The 23,281-nt window shown below is 71.8% G+C and carries 16 protein-coding genes and 1 riboswitch; of the genes, 8 read left to right on the top strand and 8 right to left on the bottom strand.

Annotated features, from left to right (window positions below; genetic code table 11):
* The first annotated feature begins 174 nt into the window (after nucleotides 1-174).
* From ABZ172_RS22515 to ABZ172_RS22500, 4 genes are all read left to right on the top strand, one after another.
* A complete protein-coding gene (locus ABZ172_RS22515; RefSeq protein ID WP_356885699.1) occupies nucleotides 175-1,965 on the top strand; it encodes an SDR family oxidoreductase in 1,791 nt (596 codons plus the stop codon).
* 405 nt (nucleotides 1,966-2,370) lie between these two features.
* Entirely contained in the window at nucleotides 2,371-2,913 is a 543-nt protein-coding gene (locus ABZ172_RS22510) for an RNA 2'-phosphotransferase (protein WP_356885697.1), read from the top strand.
* 122 nt (nucleotides 2,914-3,035) lie between these two features.
* A complete protein-coding gene (locus ABZ172_RS22505) occupies nucleotides 3,036-3,947 on the top strand; it encodes an LLM class flavin-dependent oxidoreductase (RefSeq protein WP_356885695.1) in 912 nt (303 codons plus the stop codon).
* 228 nt (nucleotides 3,948-4,175) lie between these two features.
* Nucleotides 4,176-5,018, top strand: a complete 843-nt coding sequence (locus ABZ172_RS22500; RefSeq protein ID WP_356885693.1) for a Cof-type HAD-IIB family hydrolase — start codon at nucleotides 4,176-4,178, stop codon at nucleotides 5,016-5,018.
* Between the two features lie 205 nt (nucleotides 5,019-5,223).
* Here ABZ172_RS22500 and ABZ172_RS22495 read toward each other — a convergent pair whose 3' ends face one another.
* The 5 genes from ABZ172_RS22495 to hisC all read right to left on the bottom strand — a co-directional run bounded on the left by ABZ172_RS22495 (nucleotide 5,224) and on the right by hisC (nucleotide 14,580).
* A complete protein-coding gene (locus tag ABZ172_RS22495) occupies nucleotides 5,224-6,927 on the bottom strand; it encodes a GAF domain-containing protein (protein ID WP_356885691.1) in 1,704 nt (567 codons plus the stop codon).
* Between the two features lie 62 nt (nucleotides 6,928-6,989).
* Nucleotides 6,990-10,631 carry a thiol reductant ABC exporter subunit CydD gene (gene cydD, locus ABZ172_RS22490; RefSeq protein ID WP_356885689.1) on the bottom strand — a complete coding sequence of 1,214 codons (3,642 nt, stop codon included), beginning with the start codon at nucleotides 10,629-10,631 and terminating at the stop codon, nucleotides 6,990-6,992.
* A 44-nt stretch (nucleotides 10,632-10,675) separates the two neighbouring features.
* Nucleotides 10,676-11,677, bottom strand: a complete 1,002-nt coding sequence (gene cydB / locus ABZ172_RS22485) for a cytochrome d ubiquinol oxidase subunit II (protein WP_356885687.1) — start codon at nucleotides 11,675-11,677, stop codon at nucleotides 10,676-10,678.
* 19 nt (nucleotides 11,678-11,696) lie between these two features.
* Nucleotides 11,697-13,205, bottom strand: a complete 1,509-nt coding sequence (locus ABZ172_RS22480) for a cytochrome ubiquinol oxidase subunit I (RefSeq protein ID WP_356885685.1) — start codon at nucleotides 13,203-13,205, stop codon at nucleotides 11,697-11,699.
* A gap of 295 nt (nucleotides 13,206-13,500) precedes the next feature.
* Nucleotides 13,501-14,580, bottom strand: a complete 1,080-nt coding sequence (gene hisC / locus ABZ172_RS22475) for a histidinol-phosphate transaminase (RefSeq protein WP_356885683.1) — start codon at nucleotides 14,578-14,580, stop codon at nucleotides 13,501-13,503.
* Between the two features lie 533 nt (nucleotides 14,581-15,113).
* Here hisC and ABZ172_RS22470 point away from each other — a divergent pair.
* From ABZ172_RS22470 to ABZ172_RS22460, 3 genes are all read left to right on the top strand, one after another.
* Nucleotides 15,114-16,226 carry a LacI family DNA-binding transcriptional regulator gene (locus tag ABZ172_RS22470; RefSeq protein ID WP_356885680.1) on the top strand — a complete coding sequence of 371 codons (1,113 nt, stop codon included), beginning with the start codon at nucleotides 15,114-15,116 and terminating at the stop codon, nucleotides 16,224-16,226.
* 174 nt (nucleotides 16,227-16,400) lie between these two features.
* Complete coding sequence (locus tag ABZ172_RS22465; RefSeq protein ID WP_356885678.1) at nucleotides 16,401-17,459, top strand: metallophosphoesterase; 1,059 nt, start codon at nucleotides 16,401-16,403, stop codon at nucleotides 17,457-17,459.
* A 178-nt stretch (nucleotides 17,460-17,637) separates the two neighbouring features.
* The gene (locus ABZ172_RS22460; protein WP_356885676.1) at nucleotides 17,638-18,387 is read left to right on the top strand and encodes a hypothetical protein; all 750 of its coding nucleotides are present in this window, start codon (nucleotides 17,638-17,640) and stop codon (nucleotides 18,385-18,387) included.
* A 198-nt stretch (nucleotides 18,388-18,585) separates the two neighbouring features.
* Here ABZ172_RS22460 and ABZ172_RS22455 read toward each other — a convergent pair whose 3' ends face one another.
* The gene (locus ABZ172_RS22455) at nucleotides 18,586-18,942 is read right to left on the bottom strand and encodes a DUF805 domain-containing protein (RefSeq protein ID WP_356885674.1); all 357 of its coding nucleotides are present in this window, start codon (nucleotides 18,940-18,942) and stop codon (nucleotides 18,586-18,588) included.
* Between the two features lie 351 nt (nucleotides 18,943-19,293).
* On the bottom strand, nucleotides 19,294-21,180 hold the full coding sequence (gene thiC, locus ABZ172_RS22450; protein ID WP_356885672.1) for a phosphomethylpyrimidine synthase ThiC: 1,887 nt from the start codon (nucleotides 21,178-21,180) through the stop codon (nucleotides 19,294-19,296).
* Nucleotides 21,173-21,306, bottom strand: a riboswitch (TPP riboswitch). (Overlaps the previous gene by 8 nt.)
* A gap of 71 nt (nucleotides 21,307-21,377) precedes the next feature.
* On the opposite strand from thiC, the gene ABZ172_RS22445 reads away from it, so the two are divergent.
* Nucleotides 21,378-22,733, top strand: a complete 1,356-nt coding sequence (locus tag ABZ172_RS22445; protein ID WP_356885670.1) for a YibE/F family protein — start codon at nucleotides 21,378-21,380, stop codon at nucleotides 22,731-22,733.
* 62 nt (nucleotides 22,734-22,795) lie between these two features.
* Here ABZ172_RS22445 and ABZ172_RS22440 read toward each other — a convergent pair whose 3' ends face one another.
* On the bottom strand, nucleotides 22,796-23,233 hold the full coding sequence (locus ABZ172_RS22440) for an SsgA family sporulation/cell division regulator (RefSeq protein ID WP_030123081.1): 438 nt from the start codon (nucleotides 23,231-23,233) through the stop codon (nucleotides 22,796-22,798).
* Nucleotides 23,234-23,281 lie beyond the last annotated feature (48 nt).

The following is a 23,281-nucleotide window of genomic DNA, read 5'->3' as shown; positions in this document are numbered from 1 at the left end:
CCGTCTCCAGGCGTACGCACCCGTAGGGGGACCCCCACGGAGAACGACACCGGCCCCGGGTCCGCCCGGGGCCGGTGCGGGTGATCCCTTGACGCGGCGGCCCCCGGTTGCCACATTCGGCGGTGTCACGTTACGGACGCGTACCGCAACGCCGGCACAGGACGAGGAGGCGGCGTGGATCTGCGAAGCGCGCGTGAGCGCTGGGTGCGAACGGGCGGGGTCGAGCTGTGCGTCGCCGAGCTGGGTGAGGCGTCCCGGCCCACGGTCGTGCTGGTGCACGGCTATCCGGACAGCAAGGAGGTCTGGTCCGAGGTCGCCGGACGGCTGGCGGAGCACTGGCACGTGGTGCTCTACGACGTGCGCGGACACGGCAGGTCGACGGCGCCCGCACCGCTGCGCGGCGGATTCACCCTGGAGAAGCTGACCGACGACTTCCTGGCCGTCGCGGACGCCGTGAGTCCGGACCGGCCCGTCCATGTGGTCGGCCACGACTGGGGGTCCGTCCAGTCCTGGGAGTTCGCCACGGTGGAGCGCACCGAGGGCCGCATCGCGTCGTTCACCTCGATGTCGGGTCCGTCGCTGGACCACTTCGGTCACTGGATCAAGCAGCGCACCTCCCGTCCGAGCCCCCGCGGACTGGGGCAACTGCTGGGCCAGGGCGCCAAGTCCTGGTACGTGTACGCACTGCACACCCCCGTCCTCCCGGAGATGGCGTGGCGAGGAGTGCTCGGCAGGCAGTGGCCACGGATTCTGGAGCGGATGGAGAGACTGCCCGCGGACCGGTATCCGACGGCGTCGCTCCCGCGGGACGCGGCGCACGGGGCCTGGCTCTACCGTGACAACGTCCGGTCCCGGCTGCGCCGTCCGCGCGAGGACGCCCACGCGCACGTGCCGGTGCAGCTGATCACACCGACCGGCGACGCCTTCCTCTCCCCGTCGCTCCACGACGCGCTGGAGACCTGGGCGCCCAGGTCGGTGCGCCGCACGCTGCCGGCCAAGCACTGGGTTCCGCGCACCAGGCCGGACCAGCTGGCCTCCTGGATCGGGGAGTTCGTCCGGGACGTCGAAGCCGGCGCCTGGGACGCCCCCGCCGGTCCCGGCACTCCGGAACCGGCCGAACCGGCAGCCACGGTGGCCCGTGCCGGGCGGTTCGGCGGGCAGTTGGTGCTGGTGACCGGCGCGGCCTCGGGCATCGGCCGGGCCACGGCACTCGCGTTCGCCCGGGCGGGGGCACGGGTGGTGGCCGTGGACAAGGACGCCGAGGGGGTGGCCGGGACCGCGGAGGCCGCGCGCTCGGCCGGCGCACCCGGCGCATGGGCCGAGGTGGTGGACGTCGCCGACGAACAGGCCATGGAGGCGCTCGCGTCGAGGGTCGCCGCCGAACACGGCGTCGTGGACGTTCTGGTGAACAACGCCGGGATCGGACTGTCGGGTTCCTTCCTCGACACGACGAGCGAGGACTGGCGCAACGTCCTCGACGTCAATCTGTGGGGCGTCATCCACGGCTGCCGGGTCTTCGGCCGGCAGATGGCCGAGCGGGGACAGGGCGGCCACATCGTCAACGTCGCCTCGGCGGCGGCGTATCAGCCCTCGCGCGCGCTGCCGGCCTACAGCACCTCCAAGGCGGCGGTACTGATGCTCAGCGAGTGCCTGCGCGCGGAGCTGGCCGAGCGTGCGATCGGTGTCAGCGCGGTCTGTCCCGGGTTCGTCACCACGAACATCACCGGGACCGCGCAGTTCGCGGGTGCCGACGAGCCGGAGCAGGAGCGTCTCAGGAAGCGGACGACGCACCTCTACGCGCTCCGCAACTACCCGGCCCACAAGGTGGCCCGGGCGATCCTCGACGCCGTGGTGCACAACCGGGCCGTGGTCCCGGTGACGCCCGAGGCCCGTGCCGCACGGCTGCTGTCACGCATCAGCACCCGGATCCCTCGCGGTGTGGCCCGGCTGAGGCCACCGCTCTGACCGCCGGGCAGCTGGGACTCGGGAGCCACGGCTCCCGGTCGGCTTCGTGAGCCGCCCCTCCCCACGTCAGGACGCCTGTCGGCGGCACTCGTCCCGCCGCCGCACAAGTCGGCCTCGCGGAGGTTGTGTTGGGCATGTCCGTTCAGCCGCTGCCTGGTTGGGCATGTCGTCCTCCGTAGAGCCTCGTTGACCATGAGGGCTGACCACCAGTCACCTCAATCACACCCGGTCAGAACACAGTTTGCCAAAAGCCGCAAAAGGTAAGCCACTTGTCCACAGATTCGCCAAAACTCCTGTGGATAACCTGAGTTGGTTGTGGATCAAACCTCCGGACGCCCGAAGCTCCCGCGCCGTCCGGATGAAATCGGGATGCACCGGGGTACGTGTCGCGGGCATGCTCGCGGGATGGACGAACGACGCACCGTCGCGGTGTCGAAGTACCTGTCGAGGCATCTCCGGCATGAACCCGACAGGATCGGGATCAGCCTCGACGCGCACGGCTGGGTCCCGGTCGACGAGCTCCTGGAAGCCTGCGCCCGGCAGGGCTTCCCTCTCACCCGGGCCGAACTCGACCACGTGGTGGCGGCCGACGACAAGCAGCGGTTCGCCGTGGACGGGAACCGGATCCGCGCGAACCAGGGCCACTCCGTCGCCGTGGACCTCGGCCTGCCCCCGGCGGAACCGCCCGCCCGCCTCTACCACGGGACCGTCGCACGGGTGCTGGACGCCGTCCGCACCGAGGGGCTCCGGCCGATGAACCGGCACCACGTGCACCTCTCGCCCGACCGCGAGACCGCGGTCAGGGTCGGCTCCCGGCGCGGGGCACCGGTCGTCCTCCGCGTGGACGCGCGGGCCATGCACCGGGCGGGCCACGTCTTCCACGTGACCGCCAACGGGGTCTGGCTCACCGACTCCGTGCCGCCGCACCACCTGCGCCTCGGGGAGTGACACCTGCCGCGGAGACCGGGCCCCGGGCACGGGGCCTCCCGCCGGGCCGCACGGCCGGCCGCCCGCCTCCGTTTCCCCGGTGACCGGCCGGGCCCGCGGGAGACGGCCGTAGAGTCGTGACCATGACCTCCTCCCGTCGCCTGAGTACCGTGATCCTGCCCATCCACCGCTGGCACGAGGGCGGTCGCGACCGCTGGCAGCGCGCGGAGGAGCTGGGCTTCCACGCCGCCTACACCTACGACCACCTGGCCTGGCGGACCTTCCGCGACGGCCCCTGGTTCGGCGCCCTGCCCACCCTGACGGCCGCCGCCACGGCCACCGAGCGCCTGCGTCTGGGCACGCTCGTCACCTCACCCAACTTCCGGCACCCGGTGACGCTCGCCAAGGAGCTCATCACGCTGGACGACGTCTCCGACGGCCGGATCACGCTGGGCATCGGAGCCGGCGGCAACGGCTTCGACGCCACCACGCTGCGGGGGAGCACCGAGGAGCCCTGGACTCCGCGCGAGCGGGCCGACCACTTCGCGGAGTTCGTCCCGCTGCTCGACCGGCTGCTCCGGGAGCCCACCGTCACGCAGGAGGGCCGGTTCTACCACGCGCACGAGGCCCGGAACATCCCCGGCTGCGTGCAGCGTCCGCGGCTGCCCTTCGCGGTCGCCGCGACCGGGCCGCGCGGGATGAAGCTGGCGGCGCGGTACGGCCAGGCCTGGGTGACCACGGGTGATCCGAAGCTGTACGAGAACGGCACCCCCGAGCAGTCGGTGGCCGCCGTCCGCGGCCAGATCGACCGGCTCGGCGCGGCGTGCGAGGAGGCGGACCGCGATGTCGCCGGCCTCGACAAGATCCTGCTCACCGGCTTCACGCCCGGCAGCCCCCTGGAGTCCCTCGACGCGTTCGTGGACTTCGCGGGCACCCACTTCGAGCTCGGCTTCACCGAGATCGTCGTCCACTGGCCGGTCCCGGACTCCGTCTTCGCCCTGGACACCCAGGTGTTCGAGCGGATCGCCGGCGAGGCCCTGTCCCAGCTCGGCTGACCGCTCCCGCGCCCCGCCCCCGGCGCCGTCCGGCCCGGGACGGGGGCGGGGACGGGGGCGGGGACGGTGGTGGGGACGCTCCGGCCGGCCGGGCACCTCCCCCGGTCGGCGCGGACCGGTCGGCGGCCTTTGGCATAGGACAGAGGCATGTACCCAGCTCAGGCGCTCGCACTCTCAGATGTGCGCCCCTCTGCACGCCCGTGCGACTCCGTACGGGAGAATGACCGGGTGACCTCAGCTACCGACTCGCCTCTCCCCGCCGTGACCCGGCTGATCGCCACCGATCTGGACGGCACCCTCCTCCGGGACGACAAGACCCTGTCGGACCGCACGATCGCCGCGCTGACGGCGGCCGACGAGGCCGGGATCGAGGTCCTCTTCGTCACCGGGAGGCCCGCCCGCTGGATGGACGTCGTCACCCCGCACGTGCAGGACCACTCCCTGGCGATCTGCGCCAACGGGGCCGCCGTCGCCGACCTCCGGGGCGGGGTCCTCCTCCGGGTGCACCCGCTGGACCGCCCGGTCGCGCTGACCGTCGTCGACGCGCTGCGCGAGGCGGCCCCCGGGGTCTCGTTCGCCGTCGAGCTGTCCACCGGCATCCACTACGAACCGGCCTACCCCCCGTTCCACATGGACCCGGGTGCCACGGTCGCCGTCGCGGAGAAGCTGCTCCGGGAGGAGACTCCCGGCAGCGGGGCGCCCGTGCTGAAGATCCTCGCCCACCACCCCGAGCTGGCCCCCGACGCCTTCCTCGCGCTCGCCCGGGACACCGCCGGCGACCGGGCGTCCTTCACCCGGTCCAGCCCCACCGCGCTGCTGGAGATCAGCGGGCTCGGGGTCTCCAAGGCCGCCACGCTCGCCGCCTGCTGCGCGGAGCGCGGGATCTCGGCGGACGAGGTCGTCGCCTTCGGGGACATGCCCAACGACGTGGAGATGCTCGGCTGGGCCGGCGCCTCGTTCGCCATGGGCAACGCCCACCCCGCCGCCGTGGCCGCCGCGTCCGGGGTGACCCTCACGAACGACGAGGACGGTGTCGCGGTCGTGATCGAACGGATCCTCGCCACCCGCTGAGACCCACGCGCGGGCGGCGCGCACGGTCCGCCCGCGGGGGCCGTCCGCCCGGCCCGCTCTCCGGGGCCGTCTGCCGCCACCACCCGCCCGACCGGCGCGCCGGCCCCTTGCGACGGCGGCACGGGGGAGTGACCGCCGGGGGCGGTACGCGCCGGACGCCGGTCCCGTCGGTGCGCTCAGGCCGTCGCCGGCGCCGTACGGGCGGTCAGAGCGGGACCTCCCAGATCACTTGTGTGCCGCCGCCCTCGCCGGTTCCCGGACCGAACCGGCTCGCGCCGCCGAGGGACTCGGCCCGCCGGGCGAGGTTGCGCAGTCCGCTGCGGCGCCCGCCGTCCGGGATGCCCACCCCGTCGTCGGCGACCGTCAGCCGCACCGCGTCCCGGCCGTCCGGCAGCACCGCGGTCGCGTCCACCGTCACCTCCACCCGGGAGGCCCGCGCGTGGCGGAACGTGTTGGACAGCGCCTCCCGCAGTGCCGCGATGAGGTTCTTGCCCGCGAGCTCCCCCACCAGTGAGTCGACCGGCCCCAGGAAGCGGTGCGCGGGCATGAAGCCCAGGGGGACCCCGGCCATGTTGATCTCCCGCAGCACCCGGGTCCGCAGTCCCGACGGTGCCTCCGCGGGCTCCTGCTGCAGGGCGAAGATGGCGGTACGGATCTCCTGGATGGTCACGTCCAGCTCGTCGACGGCCCGCCCGATACCGGCCTGCACCGCGGGGACCGAAGAACGCCGCTGAGCGCCCTCCAGCATGATCCCGGTGGCGAACAGGCGCTGGATGACCAGGTCGTGCAGGTCCCGGGCGATCCGGTCGCGGTCCTCGTAGACGGCGAGCCGCTCCCGGTCCCGCTGGGCCTCGGCCAGCTTCAGGGCGAGTGCCGCCTGCGCGGCGAAGTGGATGGCCAGGGTGCGCTCGGCCCGGGTGAAGGGCCTCGCGCCCCGGGCCCGCGGCACGGACAGGGCGCCGAGCACCCGGCCGCCGCTGCGCAGGGGCAGCAGCATGTGCGGGCCGAACCCGTCCGCCAGCCGGGTCACCAGCCGGGTGTCGGTCGCCGAGTCGTCCAGGAACACCTGCTCCCCCCTCAGGAGCGCCGCGACCACCGGACTCTGCGGCGGGATGATCACCCCGAGGGACGCGGACGCCCGGTCCCCGGCGACGGCGACGATCTCCAGACCTCCGGCCGCCGCCGGCAGCATCACGATGCCGACCACGCCGTCGGCGAGACGGCGCGCCTGCTCGGCGACGACGCCCAGGGCCTCGTCGGCGTCCCCTCCGGAGAGCAGGGCCGTGGTGACGGCCACCGAGCCGTCGATCCACTGCTCACGCCGGCGGGCCGCCTCGTACGTCCGCGCGTGGCCCACCGCGATCCCGGCCTCCGTGGCCAGCACCCGCAGCATGTGCAGTTCGTCGTCGCCGAACGCGCCCCCGCCGTGCTTCTCCATCACGTAGAGATTGCCGAAGATCTGGCCCTGGACGCGGATCGGGACCCCGAGGAAGGTGCGCATCCTCGGGTGGCCCGCCGGGAACCCGGCGAAGCGCGGGTCCGCCTCCGGATCCTCCAGCCGGATGGACGCGCCCTCCTCGATCAGCGCGCCCAGCAGCCCGGTGTGCCCGTCGGGGATCCGGCCGATCGCCCGGGCGACCTCGTCCGGCACCCCGTACGTGACGAAGTCGGAGAGGTGTTCACCGGGCGCCTCGACGACCCCGATGGCCGCGTAGCGGGCGTGGGCCAGTTCGGCCGCGGTCGCACAGATGCGTTCGAGGGTGGCGCGGAGTTCGAGTCCCGTCCCGACCGACCTCGTCGCGTCCAGCAGTTCCGGCACACGGGCGGTCAGCTCCGCGGAGAGCCCCCGCAGACTCCCTGAGGTCTGGCGTGCGGCTCCGGTCGAGTCCTTCGGATCAGGCTCGGGCATGACCCGAGCGTAATGAGCGGCCCCTGGTCCGGAAAGTCGGAATCCTGACGGACCGGCCGTCCTCAGACCCGTGCGGGCGCCGGCTCCGTCCGTCCCGGCCCGGCACACACCGGCTGCGGCACGCCGCGCACCGGCTCGTGCTCCTGTTCCCGTTCGATCATCCGGCGGAACGGGCCGTCCTGCGTGGCGAGGGTGGCGTAGGGCCCCTGCTGCACCACCCGCCCCCCGTCCAGCACCAGAACCTCGTCGACCGCGTCGAGCCCGGCCAGCCGATGGGTGATCAGCACGGTCGTCCGGCCCTCGGTGGCGGCCAGCAGATCGGCGGTCAGCGCGTCCGCGGTCTCCAGGTCGAGGTGCTCCGCCGGCTCGTCGAGCACCAGCACCGGGAAGTCGGCCAGCAGCGCACGGGCCAGTGCCAGCCGCTGCCGCTGACCGCCGGACAGCCGTGCCCCGTGTTCGCCCACCAGCGTGTCGAGGCCGTCCGGCAGGGACTCGGTCCAGTCAAGCAGCCGGGCCGCGGCCAGGGCGTCCCGCACCTGCGCGTCCGTCGCACCGGTGCGGGCGAGCCGCAGGTTCTCGCGGACGGAACTGTCGAAGACGTGCGCGTCCTGGGCGCACAGCCCGACGAAGGTACGGACCGTGTCGCCGTCCAGCGCCGAGGCCTCCGTGCCGCCGAGGCGGTAACTCCCCTCCCGGGCGTCCAGGAAGCGGAGCAGGACCTGGGCGAGCGTGGTCTTGCCCGAACCCGAGGGGCCCACGACGGCGACCCGCTTGCCGGGGTACAGGGTCAGGTCGAGCGCGCGCAGCGCCTCGTGCTCCGCGCCCCGGTACCGGGCGGACAGTCCGCGCACGACGAGCGGGAAGGGCGAGGCGGGCGCGTCGGCCGGTGCGGCCGGCTCCCGGACCTGCACGGGGGCGTCGAGCACCTCGAAGACCCGCTCCGCGCTCCGGCCGATCCGCTGCCGGTACTGCACCGCGAGCGGCAGACCCGTCACGGCCTCGAACGCCGCGAGGGGCGTGAGGACGACCACGGCGAGTTCCACGCCCGCCAGCCGTCCGTCCGCCACCGCGGGCAGTGCGACGGCCGCCGCGCCCACGACGGTGAGCCCGCCGATGAGGGCCGAGAGCCCGCCGCCCAGCGCGGTCGCGGCCGCCGCCCGCGCGGCGATCCGGGTGAGGACCCCGTCCGCCGTGCGCACCCGCTCCCTGCGGGCGGGCAGCGCGCCCGCCACGGTGAGCTCGGCCGTCCCGCCGAGCAGGTCGGCGACCCGGACCGCCAGCGCGGACCGTGCGGGCGCCAGCCGGCGCTCGGCCCGGCGGGCGCAGACGCCGCTCAGCCAGGGCACGCCGACACCGGCCAGCAGCAGCCCGGCGGCCAGCACCGCGCCCGCCTCCGGCAGCATCCAGCCGGTGAAGGCCACCGCCCCCACGCCGACCGCGAGCGCGGTGCCGGCGGGCAGCAGCCACCGCAGCCAGTAGTCCTGCAGGGCGTCCACGTCGGAGACCAGACGGGACAGCAGATCTCCCCGCCGGGTGGTCCGCAGGCCGGCGGGGGCCACCCGTTCCAGGCCGCGGTACACGGCGACCCTGAGCTCGGCGAGCATCCTGAGCACCGCGTCGTGGGACACCAGCCGCTCCGCGTAGCGGAAGACGGCCCGGCCCATGCCGAAGGCCCGGGTCGCGGTCACCGCGACCATCAGATAGAGCACCGGGGGCTGCTCGGAGGCACGTGAGATCAGCCATCCGGAGACGGCCATCAGCCCGACGGACGACCCCACGGCCAGGCTGCCCAGCAGAAGGGCCAGTCCCAGCTTCCCGTGCTGGGCCCCGGCGGCCTCCCTGACCCTGGCGAGCACGCGGCCACCGGTCCGGGGCGCGGTCTCCCGGAGCAGTGCGGCGGCGGCCTCGACCGGCGCGGACCGCCCCGTGCCCGTACGCCCGTCACCGGCCGGGACCTCCTGGGCGCCGGCGTGGAGGGGCGCATCACCGGCGGAGGCGTCCAGGGCCCCCGCGTCCGGGGCACCCGGAGCCGTCACGCGGGCCGGGTCCTTCGCTCCGGTCGGCGCGCCCGGGGCCGGCTCCAGCGCCACCACCCGGTCCGCGAGCGGGAGGAGCGCCGGCCGGTGCACGACCAGCAGCACGGTGCGGCCCTCGGCCAGCCTCCGTACCGCCTCGACGATGCCCGCCTCCGTCTCGCCGTCCAGGCCCGCCGTCGGCTCGTCGAGCAGCAGCAGCGGACGGTCGGCGAGGAACGCCCGTGCCAGCGCGAGCCGCTGGCGCTGCCCGGCGGAGAGCCCGGCACCGTCCTCACCGAGCGGGGTACCGGCCCCCTCGGGCAGCGCCGTCACGAAGTCGTACGCACCCGCTTCCCGCAGCGCGGCCATGACCGCAGCGTCGTCCGCGTCCGGACGGGCCAGCCGGACGTTCTCCGCGATCGTCCCGGCGAAGAGGTGCGGGCGCTGCGGAACCCAGGCGATCCGCTCACGCCAGCGCTCCGGGGACAGCGCGGACAGATCGGTCCCTCCGATCCGTACCCGCCCCTCCTGCGGCACCGTGAACCCGAGCACCACGTCGAGGAGCGTGGACTTGCCGCTGCCGCTGGGGCCCGTGAGGGCGACCGTCTCCCCGGGCTCGACCACGAGGGAGGCCCCGGCCGGCGAGGGCTCGGTACGGCCCCGGTGGCGCACCGTCACCCCGTCCAGTTCCAGCCGCAGCGACTGCGGCACGTCCGCGGACCCGCCGGCCGCGGGCTGGGTCTCCAGCACCGCGAAGATCTCCTCCGCCGCCGAAAGCCCTTCCGCGGCCGCGTGGTACTGGGCGCCCACCTGGCGGATCGGCAGATAGGCCTCCGGCGCCAGGATGAGGACGACCAGCCCGGTGTAGAGGTCGAGCTCCCCGTGGACCAGCCGCATCCCGACCGTGACCGCGACCAGCGCCACGGAGAGCGTCGCCAGCAGCTCCAGGGCGAAGGAGGACAGGAAGGCGATCCGGAGGGTCTTCAGGGTGGCCCGGCGGTACTGCGAGGTGATGCTGCGGATCGACGCGGCCTGCGCCTTGGCCCGGCCGAACACCTTCAGCGTCGGCAGTCCCGCGACCACGTCGAGGAAGTGCCCGGAGAGCCGCGACAGCAGCTGCCACTGACGGTCCATCCGGGACTGGGTGGCCCATCCGATCAGGACCATGAAGAGCGGGATCAGCGGCAGGGTCACCACGATGATCGCCGCCGAGACCCAGTCCTCGGTGACGATCCGGGCCAGAACCGCCACCGGGACGACGACCGCGAGGCCCAGTTGCGGGAGGTACCGCGAGAAGTAGTCGTCGAGGGCGTCGACGCCCCGTGTGGCCAGCGCGATGAGCGATCCGGTGCGCTGTCCGCCCAGCCAGTCCGGCCCCAGCGCGGAGGCCCGTTCCATGAGCCGGCCGCGCAGCTCCGACTTGACCGCGGCACTCGCCCGGTACGCGGCCAGCTCGGTCAGCCAGACGACGAGCGCCCGCCCCAGCGCGACGGCGGCGAGCGGGAGCAGCGGTGTGCGGAGCCCGGCGGCGGACAGGCCGTCCTCGAACCCGCCCACCACCACCTCGGCGACCAGCATGGCCTGGGCGATGACCAGAGCGGCCCCGACCACCCCCAGCGCCACCACGGCCGCCAGGAAGAGCCGGGTGGTCCGGGCGTACCGGAGCAGACGCGGGTCGATCGGTTTCACGTGAAACAGCTCCCCAGTGCGCTCATGTCAGTGATCCGGCCGGTTCAGTGCGCGTCGGCGATGTGATGCGTGCCGATGCGCTTCCGGAAGACCCAGTACGTCCATCCCTGGTACAGCAGCACCACCGGAGTGGCGATGCCGGCGCACCAGGTCATGATCGTGAGGGTGTAGGGACTGGACGACGCGTTGGAGACCGTCAGGTTCCAGGCGTCGTTGAGCGAGGACGGCATGACGTTCGGGAAGAGCGTCAGGAAGAGCATCGCGACGGCCGCGGCGATGGTGACCCCGGAGAAGCCGAAGGACCAGCCCTCCCGGCCCGCCGCGACGGCACCGACGGCCAGGACCAGCGACACCACGGCGACGAGCAGCGCGACCAGGCTCCGGACGTTGCCGTTGTCCGCCTGGGTCCAGACGAGGAAGACCAGCGCGAGCACCGCCGTCACCGGCCCCAGCTTGACGGCCAGCCCGCGGGCCCGCGCCCTGATGTCCCCGGCGGTCTTGAGCGCGGCGAACACCGCCCCGTGGAAGGTGAAGAGGGACAGCGTCACCAGCCCGCCCAGGAGGGCGTACGGGTTGAGCAGATCCCCGAGGGTGCCGACGTACTCCATGTCGGCGTCGATCTTCACGCCGCGGACGATGTTTCCGAAGGCCACCCCCCAGAGGACCGCCGGGATCAGCGAGGTCCAGAAGATCGCGTGCTCCCAGTTGGTCTGCCAGCGCTCCTCGGGCCGCTTCGCCCTGTACTCGAAGGCCACCCCCCGGACGATCAGGCAGAGCAGGATGACCAGCAGGGGCAGGTAGAAGCCGGAGAACAGGGTGGCGTACCACTCCGGGAAGGCGGCGAAGGTCGCGCCGCCCGCACTGAGCAGCCACACCTCGTTCCCGTCCCAGACCGGGCCGATCGTGTTGATCAGGACCCGGCGTTCCTTGCGGTCGCGGGCCAGCAGCTTGGTGAGGACCCCGATGCCGAAGTCGAATCCCTCCAGGAAGAAGTAGCCGGTCCAGAGAACGGCGATGAGCACGAACCAGACGTCGTGGAGTTCCATCTCTCAGCTCCGCTTGATCTCAGTAGGAGAAGGCCATCGGCCGGTCGGCGTCCTGGTCGTGGCCGCCGATCCGGGTGGGCGGGTCGAGGTCGGCCTCGGTGAGTTCCGGCGGGCCCGCCTTGACGTACTTCATGAGGAGCCTGACCTCGATGACCGCCAGCACCGCGTAGAGCGCCGTGAAGCCGATCATGGACGTGAGGATCTCGCCCTGGGAGACCCCCGGAGAGACGGCGTCGCGGGTCTGGAACACCCCGTACACCACCCAGGGCTGCCGCCCCATCTCGGTGAAGATCCAGCCCCAGGAGTTCGCGATCAGGGGGAAGAGCATGGTCCAGAGGGCCGTGATCCAGTACAGCCGGGCGAGCTTCGGGCTCAGCGCCCGGTTCCTGAAGAGGACCAGGTTCGGCACCTCGTCCTCGCCGGTGCGCAGCGCGGGCGGCAGCAGGAACTTCCGCCGTGTCAGCCACAGCCCGAGCAGGCCCAGCCCGAACGACGCCATGCCGAAGCCGATCATCCAGCGGAAGCTCCAGAAGGCGACCGGGATGTTGGGGCGGTAGTCCCCGGGCCCGTACGTCTCCTGCAGTTCCTTGTTGATGTCGTTGATGCCGGGGACGTACGAGGTGAAAGTGCTGTCCGCGAGGAACGAGAGCACTCCGGGGACGGAGACCTCCACGTCGTTGTGGCCCTCGGCGACGTCACCGACCGCGAAGAGCGAGAAGGGGGCGCCGTGCTCGCCCTCCCACAGGGCCTCCGCCGCGGCCATCTTCATCGGCTGCTGCTTGAACATGACCTTGCCGAGGGTGTCTCCGCTGACCGCGGTGAGCATCCCCGCGGCCACCACCGTGACCAGCCCCACCCGCAGGGAGGTGCGCATCACCCGGATGTGCTTCCTGCGGGCCAGGTGGAAGGCGGAGATGCCGACCATGAACGCGCCGCCGACGAGGAAGGCCGCCGTGATGGTGTGGAAGAACTGGGTGAGCGCGGTGTCCTGGGTGAGCACCTTCCAGAAGTCGGTGAGCTCGGCACGCCCGCGTTCCTCGTTGATCCGGTAGCCGACCGGATGCTGCATCCAGGAGTTGGCGGCCAGGATGAAGAACGTCGAGAGGACCGTGCCGAGGGACACCATCCATATACAGGCCAGATGGATCTTCTTCGGCAGCTTGTCCCAGCCGAAGATCCAGAGCCCGATGAAGGTGGACTCGAAGAAGAACGCGATCAGCGCCTCGAAGGCGAGCGGGGCGCCGAAGACGTCACCGACGAACCGCGAGTAGTCGGACCAGTTCATCCCGAACTGGAACTCCTGGACGATGCCGGTGACCACGCCCATGGCGATGTTGATCAGGAAGAGCTTGCCCCAGAACTTGGTGGCCCTGAGGTACTTCTCGTTCTCCGTGCGCACCCAGGCGGTCTGCAGGCCGGCGGTCAGCGCGGCGAGGGAGATCGTCAGTGGGACGAACAGGAAGTGGTAGACGGTGGTGATGCCGAACTGCCATCGCGCCAGGGTCTCTGGTGCCAGAGCCAGATCCACGACTCTTCTCCTTACGTCGCCGAGCTCACAGTCGCTCACCGCCCGGTCGTACCGCCCGATAGGGGGAGAAACCGGGATGCGCTTGTGAACGCGTTCACATTCACAAGCATTATGGCGCACATGTCTTCGAAGCCTTCGGGTGGGGGGTGCTTTCCGGCCGACCGGGCCGACCCGGTCGAAACCGGACAGCGCCTCCGCCGGCCGCGGGCCGGCAGTCCGGACGTGGGGACGGCAGTGGCCCCGCACCTCGGCGACCGAGGTGCGGGGCCACCGGGCTCCGCGGCGTGCCCCCGCGCTACAGCTCCCGGCGGAAAGACCCGGCGACCTTCAGGAACACGTCGTTGGCCTCCGGCTCCCCGATCGTGACCCGCACACCCTCACCGGCGAAGGGCCGGACGACCACACCCGCCCGCTCGCAGACCCCGGCGAAGTCGAGCGTGCGGTCCCCGAGCCGCAGCCAGACGAAGTTCGCCTGCGACTCCGGAACCGTCCAGCCCTGCCCCACGAGCCCGTCGTACACCCGGGAGCGCTCGCCGACCAGCGATCCGACCCGGCCCAGCAGCTCGTCCTCGGCACGCAGCGACGCCACAGCGGCGTCCTGGGCGACCTGGCTGACACCGAACGGGACGGCCGTCTTGCGCAGCGCGGCCGCCACGGGTTCGTGCGCCACCGCGAAGCCGACCCGAAGCCCCGCCAGCCCGTACGCCTTGGAGAAGGTGCGGAGCACCGCGACATTGGGCCGGTCCCGGTAGATCTCGATGCCGTCCGGCACCTCGGCGTCCCGGATGAACTCCTTGTACGCCTCGTCGAGCACGACCAGGACGTCGCCCGGGACCCGGTCGAGGAATCGTTCCAGCTCCGCACGGCGCACCACGGTGCCGGTCGGGTTGTTCGGGTTGCAGACGAAGATCATCCGGGTCCGGTCGGTGATCGCACCGGCCATGGCGTCGAGGTCGTGCACCTCACCGCGGGTCAGCGGCACCTTGACCGAGGTCGCCCCGCTGATCTGCGTGATGATCGGGTACGCCTCGAAGGAGCGCCAGGCGTAGACGACCTCGTCGCCCGGACCCGACGTGGCCTGCAGCAGCTGCTGGGCGACCCCGACCGAGCCCGTGCCGGTGGCCAGGTGGGAGACCGGCACGCCGAACCGCTCGGCCAGCTCGTTCACCAGGCCGGTGCACGCCATGTCCGGATAACGGTTGAAGGCGGCGGCCGCGGTGAGCACCGAGTCCATGACACCGGGCAGCGGGGGGTACGGGTTCTCGTTGGAGGACAGCTTGAAGGCCACCGGGCCCTCCGCGGACGCCGGCTTGCCCGGCACATACGCAGGGACGCCGTCCAGCTCGGCGCGCAGCTTGGGGCTCGTCTCGCTCACCGCAGGTCCTCCTCGACCGTCCGTACACATCACTACGGCTCACCCTATGAGGAGGGGGTCTCCGTGCGAACGGTCAGGAGGCGAAAACGCGGCCCCCGACCGGATCCGCCCGTCACACACCGCTCCGCCGCGACGCGGCACCCCCCTGAGCACCTCGGGACACTTCGGCTCGCTCCGACCGGGTTCGGCACGCTTCGCGGTATTTCACCGCACTTCGGACGGCCCGGGATCGCTTCGATGTGCTTCGCGGGACTCCGCGGTGCTTCAGGAGGGGGGAGCATTCCGCATTCCTCCGCGCGCCCGTCGCTCACGCCGTGGCGCGCATCCCTCGAACGAGTGAGTTGAGACCTCTTCGAGACATGAGCCATTCAGCAGGTACACGCGCGTCGATGCATGACACATTAATCCTGAGGCCACCAACACCCGTGATTCACAAGGCATTTAGCCCTCTATGATCATGCAGAAACGTGCCTGTCGACGTGTGCATATGCGACCGGCCCCACCCGGCATCGGAGCCCTACTATCGGCTCGCCATGACAGCAGCAGGGAAGCACCAGGTGAGCCGGACAGAGACGCCCCGGCGCAGCGGCCGGCAGGTACGGGCGGGGATCCGGGACGTAGCCGCGGCGGCCGGAGTCTCCATCACGACCGTTTCCGACGCGCTCAACGGCAAGGGCAGACTGCCGGACGCCACCCGCCGGCACGTCCGCGAGGTCGCCGAGCGGCTGGGCTACCGCCCGTCCGCGGCGGCCCGGACCCTCCGTACCGGCAAGTCGGGCCTCATCGGCCTGACCGTGACCACGTACGGGGATGAACCTTTCACCTTCACCGAGTTCGCGTACTTCGCCGAGATGGCGAGGGCCGCCACCTCGGCCGCGCTCGCCCGCGGCTACGCCCTCGTGATCCTTCCCGCCACCTCGCGCCACGACGTCTGGTCGAACGTCGCCCTCGACGGGACCGTCGTCATCGACCCCTCCGACCAGGACCCGGTCGTCACCGAACTCGTCCGTCAGGGACTGCCCGTCGTCTCCGACGGACGCCCGGCGGGCAGCCTCCCGGTCACCGCCTGGGTCGACAACGACCACCGGGCGGCCGTGCTCGACCTCCTGGACCACCTCGCGGCCGCGGGGGCCCGCCGCATCGGGCTGCTGACCGGCACGACCACCGACACGTACACCCGCCTCTCCACCACCGCCTACCTCCACTGGTGCGAGCGGGTCGGCCAGGACCCGGTCTACGAGTCCTATCCGGCCCACGACCCCTGCGCCGGAGCGGTGGCCGCGGACCGCCTCCTCGCCCGCCCGGACCGCCCTGACGCCGTCTACGGGCTCTTCGACCCCAACGGCACCGATCTGCTCGCCGCGGCGCGCCGCTACGGCCTGCGGGTCCCGGAGGACCTGCTGCTCGTCTGCTGCAGCGAGTCCACCGTCTACGCGTCGACCGAACCCCCCATCACCACCCTCTCGCTGAAGCCGCGCAGGATCGGCACGGCGGTCGTCCAGCTCCTCATCGACGCCATCGAAGGAGTCGGACACGACGGCCCCGTGGAGCAGGTGATACCGACGGAGCTCATCGTCCGCACGTCCTCGCAACGGCGTCCACCGCGCACCACGGTCAGCGCTCCTCGATCCCCTGCCGGGGACTGATCGGATCAATCCGGACCAAACGGCCGGTGAACCAGGTGTGCGCGTGGATTCACCACCCCTGGTGCGTCACACAGGGCGATCCGCATTCCTATGATGGGCGCACGACACCGCGGACCACCTCTACCAGGCAGGGACCGTCAGGTGTACGGAGGCGCGACGGTGGTGGAGGGGTCGATGACTCAGGGGGCCGGTCAGGAACCCGTAGTGCGGACAGCGACGTTGCGCGACTTCCGCGTACCGCCGTATGCGCAGGTGCCGATGGGTTCGCCCTCGCCGCACCCCGGCAGCGTCGCGGTGAGCGGCGAGCCGCCGGAGGGGTACACCCCCACCGAGCGCGATCTGCCCGTGATCAACCGCGGCGACACCGTCCAGGTGCAGGCCGTCGCGGACGTGCGGCCCGCCGACGAGTCGGCCCGCGGTCCGCTGTTCGTCGTCGGCGACGTCCACGGCTACCTGGACGAGCTGCTGGCCGCCCTGGGCGAACAGGGCCTCGTCGACGTCGAGGGCCGGTGGGCGGCCGGCAACACCAGGCTCTGGTTCCTCGGTGACTTCACCGACCGCGGACCCGACGGCATCGGCGTCATCGACCTCGTCATGCGCCTCTCCGCGGAGGCCGCGGCGGCCGGCGGGTACTGCAAGGCCCTCATGGGCAACCACGAACTGCTCCTGCTCGGCGCGAAGAAGTTCGGCGACACCCCGGTGAACTCCGGCGCCGGGACCGCGACCTTCCAGGCCGCCTGGCTGCTCAACGGCGGCCAGAAGACGGACATGGAGAGGCTCCAGGACGTCCACCTGCAGTGGATGGCCCGGCTCGACGCGGTCGTCGAGGAGGACGGGCACCTGCTCATGCACTCCGACACGACGGCCTACCTCGACTACGGGACCACCATCGAGGACGTCAACGACACGGTGCACGCGATCCTCACGCGGAACGACGCCGACGAGTGCTGGGACCTGTTCCGCAAGCTCACCAAGCGGTTCGCCTTCCGCGACGAGGGCGGTGCGCAGTCCGTCCGCGACCTGATGGCGACCTACGGCGGCCGGCGCGTGGTGCACGGGCACAGCCCCATCCCGTACCTGCTCGGCGAAGTCGGGTCGGAGGACGGCGAGGACGCCGCGCGGCCCGTGGTGGACGGCCCGCACGTCTACGCGGACGGGCTCGCCATCGCCATGGACGGCGGAGTGACCATGGCCGGAAAGCTGCTGGTCGTCCAACTGCCGCTGCCCGCCTGATGGGTGCCGGGGGAGGACCCGCCGCGGCCCGGCCACCGGTGGCCGGGCCAATTTCCGGAAACCCCCTGTCACGCCCCCGCGTAGGCGCTCTACCATCGGCGTATCAGTAGCAGGCTCTCCTCCGTTTCCGCCTGATCGTCCGCCGCTCGGCCGGTCGGGCCCGACGGAGCATCGGGGGATGCACATGAAAAGCGCTCCGCACCTGCTGGCCGAGGACCGACCCGAGTACGAGCGGATCCTCGCCGACGCACTGCGTCATGCTCAGGCACGGCCGGATCCGGACGGCGTCGGCAACCGCCTCAACCCGGAACAGCTGCGCACGATGGTGCTCGACGCCACGCCCCTGATCGCCGCGGCCGCCTCCACCGAGTACGAGCACTACGTGAAGGTCCGGGCCGAGCTGCGTGGACCGGAGGATCCGGACGCCCGCACGTCCGTGCTCGGACCGGCCGCGGAGGAGACGGCTCCGGAGGGCGCCGGCACCCTCGCGGTCATCGCCGTGCTCGCTCCGCTCCTCGCGGCCACGGCCGCCCTGATATTCCTGCTGATCGGCTATTCCCTGAAGGCGCTGGATCCCGCTCCCGCCGTCGCCGGCAGCATGGTCGCCGCGGGCTGGTTCTTCGCCGCCGTCGCCGCCGCTGCCACCCTCGCCGCCGCCGTCGGGCTGCTCGTCACGGCCCTGCGCAACGGCTCCACCGCGCTCCCCGCCGTGGACGAGGAGGACGAGCTGCCCGAGGACGTGGCGCGCGCCCGGGAGGCCTGGCGCCACGCCCTGCTGGAGCGCGGCATCCTGCCCTTCCTGCGGGACGCGCTGGCGGACCCGGCCGCCGGCCCCGCCGCGCGGACGCCGTACCGCTCCGCCGACCGGATACCGAAGATGGGGTACAGCAGCCCGGACTTCGGGGGGCCGGAGCACCGGCCGGAGTGAACCGGTCCGCGGGCCCACCGGAGTGACCCGGCCTGCGGGCCCACGGGCCGGGAGCCCGCCGTGCGGGAGCCCGCCGGACGGGAGCCGCCGTGCGGGCGGAGACGGCGGAGGCCGGGGCGGCTCACGCCACCCCGGCCTCGCTGTTCGTTCCTGGACGCACCCGGCCCGGCCGGATCCCTCCGTCGCCCCCGGTGAAGCTCAGACGCCGTGCGGCGCGAGCTTCGGGTTGGCGCCGTACTCGTTGGGCTCACGCACACCCTCGATGCACATGAAGACGAGCAGGACGATGCCGCCCACGAGCGGGACCAGACCGATCAGGATCCACCAGCCGGAGCGGCCCGTGTCGTGCAGTCGGCGGACGACCACGGCCAGCGCGGGGATCAGCACCGCCAGCACGTAGATGAGGTACGGGATCTGCGAGTCGATCGCGAGCCCGAGGGCGTACAGGACGGCGGCCGCGATGAAGTTGAAGAGTACGAACATCCAGTACTCCTTGCGGCGCGCCCGCCCGCTGAAGCCCGCGTAGTTCTTGAGCACTGCCAGATACCAGTTCATTGCGCTTCCCCTCCCCTGGCGCCCCCGTTCGGAGCGCACACACTGTTTCGCCGAGCAAATCGGAAGGTAAGACGAAGATAAGGAAACGGTCAAGTCAGGGCAGACGTCCGCCGAAACGTACATCCACCTGGCACTGTTCCGTGTCCTTACCGACTCCAAATGTCCGCCGAAAAGGCGTCAGAGCGCCACAGGTGGAGGGAAAACAGCCCGACCACTGACACACCCTCATCGGTGGGACACCCCCCGTGAGGCGCCCGGAGGCGCTGCCCGGCGACTGCCGTACCGGCGGCACGCCACCGCCGCGGACACGCGCACCCGTCCGCCGGGAGGGCCGGCGGACGGGTGCCGGGCTCAGTCCGCGAGCGGCAGGTAGACCCGGTTCCCGGCGGCCGCGAACTCCCTGGACTTCTCGGCCATCCCGGCCTCGATCTCGGCCTGTTCGGCACCGTGCTCGCGCCGGATGTCGTGCGAGATCTTCATCGAGCAGAACTTCGGCCCGCACATGGAGCAGAAGTGCGCCGTCTTCGCCGGCTCGGCGGGCAGGGTCTCGTCGTGGAAGTCCCGTGCCGTGTCCGGGTCGAGCGCCAGGTTGAACTGGTCCTCCCAGCGGAACTCGAACCGGGCGTCGGACAGTGCGTCGTCCCACGCCTGCGCCCCGGGGTGCCCCTTGGCGAGGTCGGCCGCATGCGCGGCGATCTTGTAGGTGATGACGCCGGTCTTCACGTCGTCGCGGTTCGGAAGCCCCAGGTGCTCCTTGGGCGTGACGTAGCAGAGCATCGCCGTCCCCCACCAGGCGATCATCGCCGCCCCGATACCCGAGGTGATGTGGTCGTACGCGGGCGCGACATCGGTGGTCAGCGGGCCGAGCGTGTAGAACGGGGCCTCTTCGCAGATCTCCTGCTGGAGGTCGATGTTCTCCTTGATCTTGTGCATCGGGACATGTCCCGGACCCTCGATCATGGTCTGGACGCCGAACCGCTTGGCGACGGTGTTGAGCTCGCCGAGCGTCCGGAGTTCGGCGAACTGCGCCTCGTCGTTGGCGTCGGCGATCGATCCGGGGCGCAGCCCGTCACCGAGCGAGTACGTCACGTCGTAGGCGGCGAGGATCTCGCAGAGCTCCTCGAAGTGCTCGTACAGGAACGACTCCTTGTGGTGCGCCAGACACCAGGCCGCCATGATCGAACCGCCCCGCGAGACGATGCCGGTCTTGCGGCGGGCGGTCAGCGGGACGTACGGCAGCCGGACGCCGGCGTGCACCGTCATGTAGTCGACGCCCTGTTCGGCCTGCTCGACGACGGTGTCCTTGTAGATCTCCCAGGTCAGTTCCTCGGCCCGGCCGTCGACCTTCTCGAGGGCCTGGTACAGCGGCACGGTGCCGATCGGCACGGGCGAGTTGCGCAGGACCCATTCGCGGGTGGTGTGGATGTTGCGGCCGGTGGACAGGTCCATGACCGTGTCGGCGCCCCACTTCGTGGCCCAGGTCATCTTGTCCACCTCCTCCTCGATGGACGAGGTGACCGCGGAGTTGCCGATGTTGGCGTTGACCTTCACCAGGAACCGCTTGCCGATGATCATCGGCTCGATCTCCGGGTGGTTGACGTTGGCGGGCAGCACGGCCCGCCCGGCCGCGATCTCGTCCCGGACGACCTCGGGAGCGACGTTCTCGCGGATCGCGACGTACTCCATCTCCGGGGTGATCTCCCCGCGCCGGGCATAGGCGAGCTGGGTGACCGGACGGCCGTCGCGGCTCCGCCGGGGCCGACGCGGACGGCCGGGGAAGACCGCGTCGAGGTTGCGCAGCCCCTCCCCGGGCTCCCGGCTGCGCTCGCGCGAGGGGGAGCCTCCCCGGGGCGAGGTGTGCTTGAGCCCGTCGTCCTCGGGGCGCACGGGACGGCCCGCGTACTCCTCGGTGTCGCCCCGGGCGATGATCCAGTTCTCCCGCAGGGGGGCGAGCCCGCGGCGGACATCGGTGTCGGTGGCGGGATCGGTGTACGGCCCGGACGTGTCGTACAGCGTCACGTCCTCGCCGTTGGTGAGGTGCACCTGACGGACCGGCACCCGGAGGTCCGGGCGCGAGCCCTGGACGTACCCCTTGTGCCAGCCGAGGGACCTCCCGGCCCCGCCGGCCTCCGCGCCGGCGCCGTCCGCCGGGGCCGCGTCCTCCGCCGGGATCTGCGCATTCCGTGCGTTCCGCGCGTTCTGCATCGAGGCAGGCGTGCGTGCGTCCGCTGTGGTCATGAGACCTACTCCCTACGCCGGCATTACCCGGTAACAGGTTCGGCGGTCGACGCAGCGTGTCCCGTACGGATATACGGAGGTCAGCGCCCTCTCAGCCCGGTGCTCCGAGCTCCCGCGTGTACAGATGTGGCTCCACGCTAGCCTCCCTCCTGGCGTGCTGGCCAGAGGGCCTCCCCGGTTCTTGGGATGATCGCCGGGTGACGTCCCCCGGAAGCGCCCCCGAATCCCCCGGCCACGCGGCAGGCAGCACGCAGAGCCATGTGCACGCCCACACGCACCACCACGGTCCGGCCGCGCCCGTGTCCAAGCACCTGCGCAAGGTCATCGCGGCAGTGGTGATCCCCTTCGCGACCGCGGTCCTGGTGGGTCTCGTGGCGCTCTGGCCGGGCGGTGCTCCCGCCCATGAGCGCACGGGCGTCGGGTTCGACCGGCAGACCCAGGACGGGCGGGTGGCGAAGGTCGTCCCGGTCGACTGCGCCGACGTCAACGCCTCGCAGGTGCCGCCCACCGGCGACACCTCCACACCGTCCGGCCGCGAGGCCGTCAACGAGCAGTCGGGGGAGTGCAAGAAGGCCACGGTCGAGGTCACCAGCGGCAAGGACCGGGGCCGTACCTTCGTCGAGGTCGTCCAGCCGGACTCCACGCGTCAACTGCACGAGGGCCAGGGAGTGGTCGTGGCCTACGCGCCCGACGCCCCCCGGGACCTGCAGTACTCGGTGACCGATGTGGACCGCACGCTGCCGATGGCGCTGCTCGCCGGGATCTTCGCCGTGGCGGTGGTCGTGGTGGGCCGGATGCGGGGGCTGATGGCCCTGATTGCGCTCGCCGTCTCGTTCGGCGTGCTGACCCTGTTCATCCTGCCCGCCATCCTGCAGGGCTCGAATCCACTGGTCGTCGCGGTGATCGGGGCCAGCGCGATCATGCTGATCGCCCTCTACGCCTGCCACGGACTGACGGCCCGCACCTCCGTGGCCGTCATCGGCACACTCATCTCGCTGCTGCTGATCGGCCTGCTGGGTTCGCTCTTCATCGGCTGGGCCGGCCTGACCGGGAACACCGACGACAACACCGGCCTCATCCACGGCCTGTACCCGGAGATCGACATGAGCGGCCTGCTGCTGGCAGGTGTGATCATCGGATCGCTCGGCGTGCTCGACGACGTGACCGTCACCCAGACCTCGGCGGTCTGGGAACTGCACCAGGCCGACCCGGCGATGGGAGTGCGCCGGCTCTACCGCGCCGGCATCCGGATCGGGCGCGACCACATCGCCTCGGTCGTCAACACGCTCGTGCTCGCCTACGCGGGCGCGGCGCTCCCTCTGCTGCTGCTCTTCTCGATCGCGCAGAGCAGCGTGGGCACCGTGGCCAACAGCGAGCTGGTGGCGGAGGAGATCGTACGGACGCTGGTCGGCTCGATCGGGCTGGTCGCCTCGGTGCCGGTGACGACGGCGCTCGCCGCCCTGGTGGTCTCCGCGGACCGCACCGGGCCCGGTGCGGAAGCCGGAGCTCCCGCACCCGCGCGCACCGGAAGGGGCCGACGCCGCAAGGCGTGAGCCGGGAGACCGGATGCGGGCATCCGGGTCGCCGTCCCCGGTGTCCGGTCGTGTCCTCGCGGTCAGCCGGCGTTCTGCTCCTTGGCGAGGATGCGGCCCAGCGCCTCCTCCAGATTGCCGTCGAAGTCACCCAGCGTGTGCTCCTGCCCGAGTGGAACCAGCTTGTCCGTCCGATCCAGAAAGGCCACGAGAGGTGCCGTGCCGGCCCTGAAGAGCGCCCGGTCCGCGCCGACCTGAAGGCGGATGTGTACATCCGACAGCCCTTCGGGCTCGATCGGGCCGATGTGCACATCGCCGTCACCACTGGGGCTGTTGAGACCGTCGAGCAGCAGCTCACGGCCGAATGCCCAGGTGACGGGGGCGTCACCGGGCAGGTGGAAAGTCATCCGGATCGCATACGGATCGCTGACCTCGTACCGGAGCTCTACCGGAATACGGAAGGAGAGCTCCTCGGAGACGAGGAAGCTCATCATGACCTCTGCCTGAACCGACTCGCGCATCGTTCAACCCCGCAGTAGATGAAACTGGCCAGGAATGATCCCCCATGG

The sequence above is a fragment of the Streptomyces sp. NPDC006296 genome (genome assembly GCF_040613235.1).
GTDB lineage: Bacteria > Actinomycetota > Actinomycetes > Streptomycetales > Streptomycetaceae > Streptomyces.
This window is presented reverse-complemented; position numbering and strand designations above follow the sequence as displayed.

Coding starts and splice junctions, on each gene's coding strand:
- ABZ172_RS22510 (WP_356885697.1), top strand. CDS start 2,371: ATGGACGAACGACGCACCGTCGCGGTGTCGAAGTACCTGTCGAGGCAT.
- ABZ172_RS22505 (WP_356885695.1), top strand. CDS start 3,036: ATGACCTCCTCCCGTCGCCTGAGTACCGTGATCCTGCCCATCCACCGC.
- ABZ172_RS22495 (WP_356885691.1), bottom strand. CDS start 6,927: ATGCCCGAGCCTGATCCGAAGGACTCGACCGGAGCCGCACGCCAGACC.
- cydB (WP_356885687.1), bottom strand. CDS start 11,677: ATGGAACTCCACGACGTCTGGTTCGTGCTCATCGCCGTTCTCTGGACC.
- ABZ172_RS22470 (WP_356885680.1), top strand. CDS start 15,114: ATGACAGCAGCAGGGAAGCACCAGGTGAGCCGGACAGAGACGCCCCGG.
- ABZ172_RS22465 (WP_356885678.1), top strand. CDS start 16,401: ATGACTCAGGGGGCCGGTCAGGAACCCGTAGTGCGGACAGCGACGTTG.
- ABZ172_RS22460 (WP_356885676.1), top strand. CDS start 17,638: ATGCACATGAAAAGCGCTCCGCACCTGCTGGCCGAGGACCGACCCGAG.
- ABZ172_RS22455 (WP_356885674.1), bottom strand. CDS start 18,942: ATGAACTGGTATCTGGCAGTGCTCAAGAACTACGCGGGCTTCAGCGGG.
- thiC (WP_356885672.1), bottom strand. CDS start 21,180: ATGACCACAGCGGACGCACGCACGCCTGCCTCGATGCAGAACGCGCGG.
- ABZ172_RS22440 (WP_030123081.1), bottom strand. CDS start 23,233: ATGCGCGAGTCGGTTCAGGCAGAGGTCATGATGAGCTTCCTCGTCTCC.